This is a genomic window from uncultured Fretibacterium sp. (assembly GCF_938030725.1).
Classification (GTDB): domain Bacteria; phylum Synergistota; class Synergistia; order Synergistales; family Aminobacteriaceae; genus Fretibacterium.
The window spans coordinates 1-7,229 of record NZ_CALHIQ010000136.1 but is presented as its reverse complement, the minus strand read 5'-3'; the positions used below and the strand labels follow the sequence as shown (position 1 = coordinate 7,229).

Annotated in this window: 7 protein-coding genes; 5 read left to right on the top strand and 2 right to left on the bottom strand. The window is 66.3% G+C overall.

Features of this window, described 5'->3' with window-relative positions:
* The 4 genes from Q0629_RS07905 to Q0629_RS07890 all read left to right on the top strand — a co-directional run.
* Window positions 1-1,395: hypothetical protein (locus Q0629_RS07905; protein WP_298781092.1), on the top strand; the 1,395-nt coding region annotated here is incomplete at its 5' end.
* 327 nt (window positions 1,396-1,722) lie between these two features.
* Entirely contained in the window at window positions 1,723-2,469 is a 747-nt protein-coding gene (locus tag Q0629_RS07900; RefSeq protein WP_298781089.1) for an amino acid racemase, read from the top strand.
* A gap of 117 nt (window positions 2,470-2,586) precedes the next feature.
* Window positions 2,587-2,781: a hypothetical protein gene (locus Q0629_RS07895; RefSeq protein WP_015556090.1), complete on the top strand. Its 195-nt coding sequence runs from the start codon at window positions 2,587-2,589 to the stop codon at window positions 2,779-2,781.
* Between the two features lie 54 nt (window positions 2,782-2,835).
* Window positions 2,836-4,407, top strand: a complete 1,572-nt coding sequence (locus Q0629_RS07890) for a S8 family serine peptidase (protein ID WP_298781085.1) — start codon at window positions 2,836-2,838, stop codon at window positions 4,405-4,407.
* Between the two features lie 73 nt (window positions 4,408-4,480).
* Here Q0629_RS07890 and Q0629_RS07885 read toward each other — a convergent pair whose 3' ends face one another.
* Together Q0629_RS07885 and Q0629_RS07880 are read right to left on the bottom strand one after the other, a co-directional pair.
* Window positions 4,481-5,869 (bottom strand): L-serine ammonia-lyase, encoded by a 1,389-nt coding sequence (locus tag Q0629_RS07885; RefSeq protein ID WP_298781082.1) that lies wholly within the window; start codon window positions 5,867-5,869, stop codon window positions 4,481-4,483.
* 182 nt (window positions 5,870-6,051) lie between these two features.
* Window positions 6,052-6,312, bottom strand: a complete 261-nt coding sequence (locus Q0629_RS07880) for a hypothetical protein (protein WP_298781079.1) — start codon at window positions 6,310-6,312, stop codon at window positions 6,052-6,054.
* Window positions 6,313-6,422: 110 nt separating this feature from the next.
* On the opposite strand from Q0629_RS07880, the gene Q0629_RS07875 reads away from it, so the two are divergent.
* Window positions 6,423-6,935, top strand: coding sequence for a nitroreductase family protein (locus Q0629_RS07875; RefSeq protein WP_298781077.1), 513 nt, complete (start codon window positions 6,423-6,425; stop codon window positions 6,933-6,935).
* The last annotated feature ends 294 nt before the right edge of the window (window positions 6,936-7,229 follow it).

Here is a 7,229-nt window from a genome sequence, read left to right as displayed (position 1 = left end):
ACGAATCCTCTTGAGGTCACCACCGCGGGCGGAGAGAGTACCATCGGACAGTTGCGGCCTGCCTCCGGCGCGACCCTTAACCTGAAGGGAACTTCCCCCCTGACCGTCAACGGCGGGTCAAACGAGAATTGGAATGTGAATGTGGGTGCGGGGTCCGATCTCCGTGTGAAGGGCAAAGAGCTGCTCTCCGGGACGGTTACGGCGACGTTCGGCACCAGCACCGGGGGCGGCGCCCTGACCCTGCCCAGCGGGAGCTACACGAACCTGAAGCTGAAAACGGAGAACGCTGCCTCGAAGATCAGGGTTGTTGACGAGGCGCCGAATGATCGGGTTCTGAAAGTGAAGGAGCTCGATCTCGGTACTGCTGACCTGGTCATGGAGGTCCCCACCACCTGGAAGACCGCCCTGAAGAAGGGGCAGACGGTCACCCTGCTGGAGGCCGACACGGTGACCGGCACTCACACGGTCACGGGCGATCCGGCGGAAAACGATTTCTGGAAGGTGGAGCCGCTTACGGCGTCCAACAAAAAGCTGGTCCTCACCGTGAAGAAGGATTTCACCGCCCCCGTGCTGACGGCGGAGGTAACGGGCTCGGGGAACGAGCGCCGTGTGAACGTCAAGGTTTCGGGTGGCGTGTCCGTGAAACCGGATAGCTGGGGCTATGAGCTTGTGAACGTCGTCGCTCCTGGCTCCGTTTCCGTCAGCCGCGAGTCCGGCACCCAGAGCACCGCGTCCTTCAAGGTGACGCTGGGCGCTGGTTTCACGAGCGGGACGCTGAAGGTGACCGCCGAAAACGCGAGCGCACCTCTTAAGGGCTCTGTCACCGTGGACCTGAAGACCGGGGCCAGCGACACGCCCGCGGCCCCGAGCATCGACTCGGCGACCTGGGGCTCGAAGATCATCGCCTCTCCGGACGCTCAGGGGAATATGACCGTCCAGCTCACGGCGGCGCTGACGCTTGACGGGACGCCGAAGTCCCTGGATGTGGTCGCCTCCGGGTTGAAGGAGAAGCCGAAGGCCGAGCTGCTGGACAGCGGCGGCAAGGTCGTCGCGAGCGCCATGCCCTCCATCGCGGCGAGCACGAAGTACACCTTAAGGCTGACGTGCAGGGCCGCGAAGGCCGATATCGACTCGGGCACGGCGGAGATCAAAAACGTGCTTGTGGCGGTGACAAAGGACGGCAAGACCGTTACGACTTCGATCCCGGTGAACAAGAAGCTGAAGGCCATAATGACCGCGAAGCCCGACGATGGCAAGAAGCCTGACGACGGCAAAAAGCCCGATGACGGTAAGAATGATGGCAAGAAGGGCAGCTCCGGCGGCGGGTGCGACGCGGGTGTCGGCGGACTGGCACTGGCCCTTGGGGCGGCGTTCCTGCTGAAGCGGAAGGCGTAGTCCGAAGACAGACGAGGCGGGCCTCTCCTGAGGCCCAACCTGACAGAAGCGAAAGAAGCGAGAGCGGCGCCTCAGGGGCGCCGCTCTAGCACGTTTTTTGGAGGGCAAAGCCTCCCTTGAAAGGGAGATAAGGCAGTCATAGCAGGCTTTTGTACCTTCTGGAAGAGGGACCAAAAAGAGCCGGGATGTCGCTAACCGTTCCCGCCCATCTCCTCCTCTCTGCCGTTCTGATGCAACAGACGGTATAATAGGGTAAAGGGCTTGGAGCGTCCTTTGAGGTCACACGACGGGCTGTCCTTGATCTTTTAGATTGCGGAGGGATCGAACATGTTGAGTAAGCCGAACAAGACGTTGGGGGTCTTAGGGGGAATGGGGCCAGCCGCGGCCGCGGAGTTCCTTCGCCTGCTTGCGGAGGGCGCGCCGGCAGCGAGCGACGCGGAGCACCCGCGCATGATCCTGCTGTCGGACCCCGACATCCCGGACCGCAGCGACGGGATCATGGGCCTCGGCCCGGACCCACTGCCGGCGATCAGAAAGGACCTGCTGCAGTTGGTGGAGTGGGGCGCGGAGGTCCTGGCCGTCCCCTGCAACACGGCTCACTTCTTCATCGACCGTTTTCGCGAGGAGCTCTCCGTGCCGCTGGTGCACATCGTGGAGGCGACGGTGAACGCCGCCCGGCGCGCCAGCCCGGAGGGGGCGTGGCTCGTGGCGACCTCCGGCACCCAGAAGAGCCTCATCTACCCCGCCTGCGCCGAGAAGGCGGGCTACCTGTTTCTCCGCCCTTCGAGGGAGCAGCAGGAGTGCGTGCAGCAGAGCCTGCGTGCCGTGAAGGCCGGGGATAGGAGGCGCGCCGCGGAACTCCTGAGGGAGGTGGTGGAGGCCCTGTGGCGGGAGAGGGACCTCCCGATCGCGACGGCCTGCACGGAACTGCCCCTGGCCTACGCGGCTGCGGGCCTGCCCCCGGACCGACAGATATCGAGCCTCCAGGCTCTGGCGGATGCGTGCCTCGACCTGCTCTATGAGCGTGGGGACGGCGGGGCGGGCTGGGGCGTCGGCGCCTTCGTGCCCAGGTAGGGGCCGTCGGAGGACGGCACTTTGCAATTCAGCGCCGCTGTTATAAAATGAAAATCCGAGAGGGTACAACGGCCCCCGGCACGGGGGCAGAGTTTTCCTTATGGAGGTGAAACAGGGATGCAGGTCATCCAGCAGACGCGCACGTCGGTGAACGTGTCCGGGTACGTCGACCGGCTGGAGCACGGGATCGTCCGAAAGCACCTTGAGGTCCAGCTGGAGCACGTCAAGGAGCCCGTGTACGTTCAGCGTCCGATCATCGACGACCTGAACTCGCAGGTCATCGTTCACGATCAGGTGGAGCAGTACGTCTGACGTCCGCGCCGCGCCTTTGTGCGCCGCGGACCGGCTTTGGCGAGGAGGTCTTGAATGAGAAGGGTATTTCTGTGGCTCGCCGCACTTGTGGCAGCCTGCGCTTTCGCCGGTCCGGCCGCGGCTGCCCGGCACGTCCCGGGGGAGGTCCTGGCGGTCTTCAAGGGCGAGGAGGGCACGAAGGTCGTGGCGTCGTCCCTGCACCTAGGGCGGGAGGCGTTTCGCGCGGCGTCGCTGGCCGCCGCCGTTGGAGCGCGCGTGGAGGAAACCTACGCGGAGCTCTCCGAGGCGGGAAACGGCGTCTTCGTCCTGCTCAAGTCCGATGCCCTCTCCCCGGAGGCGCTGACGGAGCGCCTCCTGAAGCGGGCGGACGTCCTGGCCGCGTCGCCCAACTACATCGCGCGGACGTCCGTCACGGAGCCGAACGACCCGTTTTATCTAACGGGAGCCCTCTGGAACCTCAAGGCCATCCGTGCGCCGGAGGCGTGGGACACGACGACGGGCAGGGGGGACGTCTGCGTGGCCGTCCTGGACACGGGCATCGATGATACGGCGCTGGAGCTGACTTCCAACTTCAGGCGCGACCTGAGCCGCAACTTCTACAAGGACGCCGGCGCCTCCAAGGCGGACCCGGAGGCCTACGCGGACCGAAACGGACACGGCACTCACGTGGCCGGCACCATCGGCGCCGTGGGGAACAACGGCAGGGGCGTGGTGGGCGTGAACTGGAGCGTGGGGCTCATCTCCCTCAGGGCCATGGGGCCGGATGGGACGGGACCTGGAAGCGGGATCGTGGACGCGCTCAACTTCCTGACAAAACTGCTGAAGGAGGACGCCAGCCTGAAGGTGGCGGCCGTCAACCTGTCGCTCAACTGGTTGTCCCCCATGGTCCCAACGCTGGCAAACCAGCGGAAAGACCCGATATGGCGCGCGTTCAAGGCGCTGGACTCCCTGAACCGGACCGTGATCGTCACGAGCGCCGGAAACAACGGACTTGAGGTGGGCGTCCCCGCGCCGGCGGACGGTCCGAAGGGCGCGGACGGCAAGCCGGAGTACGACAGGGGCGATTACGTCTACGGCTCCTCCTACAAAGGAATCCACAATCTGATCGTCGTGGGGGCGTCCTCGCGGGACATCTCCCTCGCGCGCTTCAGCAACTGGAGCCGCGACTTCGTGGACATCTCGGCTCCGGGCGTGCCCATCCTCAGCACGACGATCGCCGCCTTCGAGAACTCCACCCGCGCCGAAGACGGAACCGTGATGGCCGTGATGCGCGGCACCTCCATGGCGGCCCCCCACGTGGCGGGGGCGGCGGCGTTGCTGAAGGCCGCGGACCCCGCCCGAACGGCGTATCAGGTCCGGACGGCGCTGCTCCAGGGTGCGGCGGCGAAGTCGGTCCTCATGGGCAAAGTGGCCGGGGGGCGCTTCCTGGATTTGGGGGGAGCGCTGGACTATCAGGCCGCGCACCCGGAGCTGGCCGCCGAGGCGCCTCGGACGGAGTACGACGAGCGCGTCGGGGACGCGGGCGACGCCTCTTCCTCAGGGGGCGCTGGATGTGACGCGACGGGCCTCGGCACGTTGGGGTGGGGCCTCACGGTCCTGCTTGCGGTGGGGGGCCGGCGAAGGTAGCACATCGCGCTGGCAAAAGAGCGGGCCTGGAGGGTTTTCTCCAGGCCCGCTTCTCTTTTTTTTGGTCCCACGATCACCGCGCCGTCCTACGGGGCTGGACGGCCAGTCCGCCTTGAGAGGTCTCGCGGTACTTCGCGCTGAGGTCCTTTCCGGTCTGGTACATGGTCGCGATGACCTCGTCCAGGCTGATGAGGGGCGGGGTGCTGCGGTGCATGGCCATGTGGGCGGCGTTGATGGCCTTCACCGCCGCGACGGCGTTGCGCTCGATGCAGGGCACCTGCACCAGCCCCGCGATGGGGTCGCAGGTCATGCCGAGGCAGTGCTCCATGGCGATCTCTGCCGCCGTCGTCACCTGGCGCGGGCTGCGGCCCGACAGCTCCGTCAGCCCCGCTGCGGCCATGGAGCAGGCGACGCCCACCTCTCCCTGACAGCCCACCTCCGCCCCTGAGATGGAGGCGTTGGTCTTGAACAGCAGGCCGATGGCGCCGCAGGTCAGGAGGTAGCGCGTGCGGTCCTCCGGCGTCGTGGAGCGGACGTAACGGTTGTAGTACTCCAGCACAGCGGGGACGACGCCGCAGGCGCCGCTGGTGGGGGCGGTCACCATGCGCCCGCCCGCCGCGTTCTCCTCGCTCACCGCCAGGGCGAAGACGTTGACCCAGTCCAAAATCTGCATGGGGTCCGAGGACAGGGGCCTGGCGGAGGAGAGCACCCGCAGGAGCTGCGCGGCGCGCCTCGCGACGTGCAGCCCCCCCGGCAGGATGCCCTCCGTCCTCATGCCGCGATCCATGCAGGCGCTCATGATGCCCCAGATGTGCTCGAAGTGGTCCTGAACGTCAACGCCGGGGTGCAGCGCCCGCTCGTTTTCCAGGACCAGCGTGGAGATGGAGAGGCCGTGCTCTGCACAGACCGCGATCAGCTCCTCCGCCGAGGCGTAGGGATAGGGCACGTCGCCGAAAACGCCGTCCGGCGCGTCGAAGCGGGCCGCCTCCACGACGAATCCGCCCCCGATGGAGTAGTAGGTGTTCGAGTGGAGCGCTGTGCCGTCGGGCCTCAGGGCGTGCAGGACGAGGCCGTTTTCGTGCAGCGGCAGTTGCTTTGGGAGAAAAGCGAAGTCGCGCTCCGGGTCGAAGGGGATGGAGCGCTCGTCCTCCAGACGGGGGAAGGCCCCCAGGGGCAGCCGACGGGTGCGGTCCACGAGGCCCACGAACTCCTGAATGACGTCCGGGTCCGCCTCCTCCGGTTTGACGCCCCAGAGCCCCAACAGCACGGCGCGGTCCGTCATGTGCCCCTTCCCCGTCAAGGCCAGGGAGCCGTGGAGGTCGCAGCGGACGCCGCCGACCCGCTCCATGAGGCCCATGGCCCTCAGCTCATCGAGGAAGCGCAGCGCGGCGCGCATGGGGCCCATCGTGTGCGAACTCGACGGACCGATGCCGACCCTGAAGATGTCAAAGGTGCTCTGCATGGCGGGCCTCGTTAGCCGGCGCGCCCGGACCGCGCGGGCCGGACCTGCCTGGAAGCGACGGAAAGGGCGCCCGCAAGAACCCGCGCAGCGCCCGGCAGCAGAACAGCGTCAATCCAAAACGCCATAACCCTCACCTCTCCCGCCTCGGGGGACGGACCGCGAGGCTCTCTCAGCCTCGTGGCTCAATACCTGCGGTCGAGCTTCGTGCCGACGCCGAAGACCTCCAGGGTGGACTCCATGAGCTCCTGCTGCGTCCGGATCAGGTAGGCCCCCAGCTTCATCTGGACCTTGGCCTGGCTCAGGTCCATGGCCGACTTCGCCACGTCCATGGGGTTGAGGCTGCCGGAGGCGATATCCTCCGCCGCCGCCCTTGCCGTGTTCATGGATTTCTGCATCAGCTCGAGCCCAGCCTGCCCCAGTCGATCGTAACCGTTGACGTTCATCGCGTCTTCCTCCTTGAAGAACATGTGCTAAGATATCCTTGATTTTATCAAAGGGCCGCACCGAATACAACCGGCTCGTCCGGCCCGATCTTTTGAAGAGGTGTTTATCGATGTTGGAGGCCATGCGGCGTCGCCGCAGCATTCGGAAGTTTACGGACAGGAAGGTGGAAGACGGGGACATCGCCCGCCTTATGGATGCGGGGCTCGTCGCCCCGACGGGAAAGAACTCCTTGTGCACGGAGTTCTTCGCCGTCACGGACAAGACGAAGATCGAGCGGCTCGCCCAATGCCGCGACGGCATGGCCGCCTCCTCGCTGAGGACGGCGCCGCTCGCCATCCTCGTGACGGGCCGGCACAGAAACAGCGACGTCTGGAGGGAGGACGCCTCCGCCGCGGCCGCGTTCATCCTGCTGGAGGCCGTGGAGATGGGCCTCGGCGCGTGCTGGGTCCAGATCTTCCAGAGGCCCTGCGGAGCGGAAACGTCGGAGGAGGCGGTGCGCCGCATCCTGGGCATCGACCCCGATCTCTCCATCCTCTGCGCGATCGCCGGCGGATACCCGGCGGAGGAGAAGGAGCCCCGCAACCTGGAAACGCTGGATCGCTCGCGGACGCATCACCTCTAAAAACGCCGGAGCAGGCTGCAAACCTGTGGACGAAAAGAGGACCGACCTGGGGTCGGCCCTCTTGCTTTGAATGGCGGATGGGGTCGGTCGCTCCCGGACGCTGAGGTCGTCAAGGCTGGGCCAAGCCGGCGTGCGCGTCTTTTTTCAGGGCGTCGATCTCATGGGAAGTCAGCCCCGTGAGCTCCGAGATCTGAGCCACGGGAAGCGGCACGGCAAGCATCCGGCGCGCTACTTCCATGAGGCCCTTCAGACGCCCTTCCTGACGTCCTTCTTCTCGTCCTTCCTGGCGCCCTT

What these genes read in the sequence shown, in the direction of transcription:
- Q0629_RS07880 (WP_298781079.1), bottom strand. Translation starts at nt 6,312, where the DNA reads ATGAACGTCAACGGTTACGATCGACTGGGGCAGGCTGGGCTCGAGCTG.
- Q0629_RS07900 (WP_298781089.1), top strand. Translation starts at nt 1,723, where the DNA reads ATGTTGAGTAAGCCGAACAAGACGTTGGGGGTCTTAGGGGGAATGGGG.
- Q0629_RS07875 (WP_298781077.1), top strand. Translation starts at nt 6,423, where the DNA reads ATGTTGGAGGCCATGCGGCGTCGCCGCAGCATTCGGAAGTTTACGGAC.
- Q0629_RS07885 (WP_298781082.1), bottom strand. Translation starts at nt 5,869, where the DNA reads ATGCAGAGCACCTTTGACATCTTCAGGGTCGGCATCGGTCCGTCGAGT.
- Q0629_RS07895 (WP_015556090.1), top strand. Translation starts at nt 2,587, where the DNA reads ATGCAGGTCATCCAGCAGACGCGCACGTCGGTGAACGTGTCCGGGTAC.
- Q0629_RS07890 (WP_298781085.1), top strand. Translation starts at nt 2,836, where the DNA reads ATGAGAAGGGTATTTCTGTGGCTCGCCGCACTTGTGGCAGCCTGCGCT.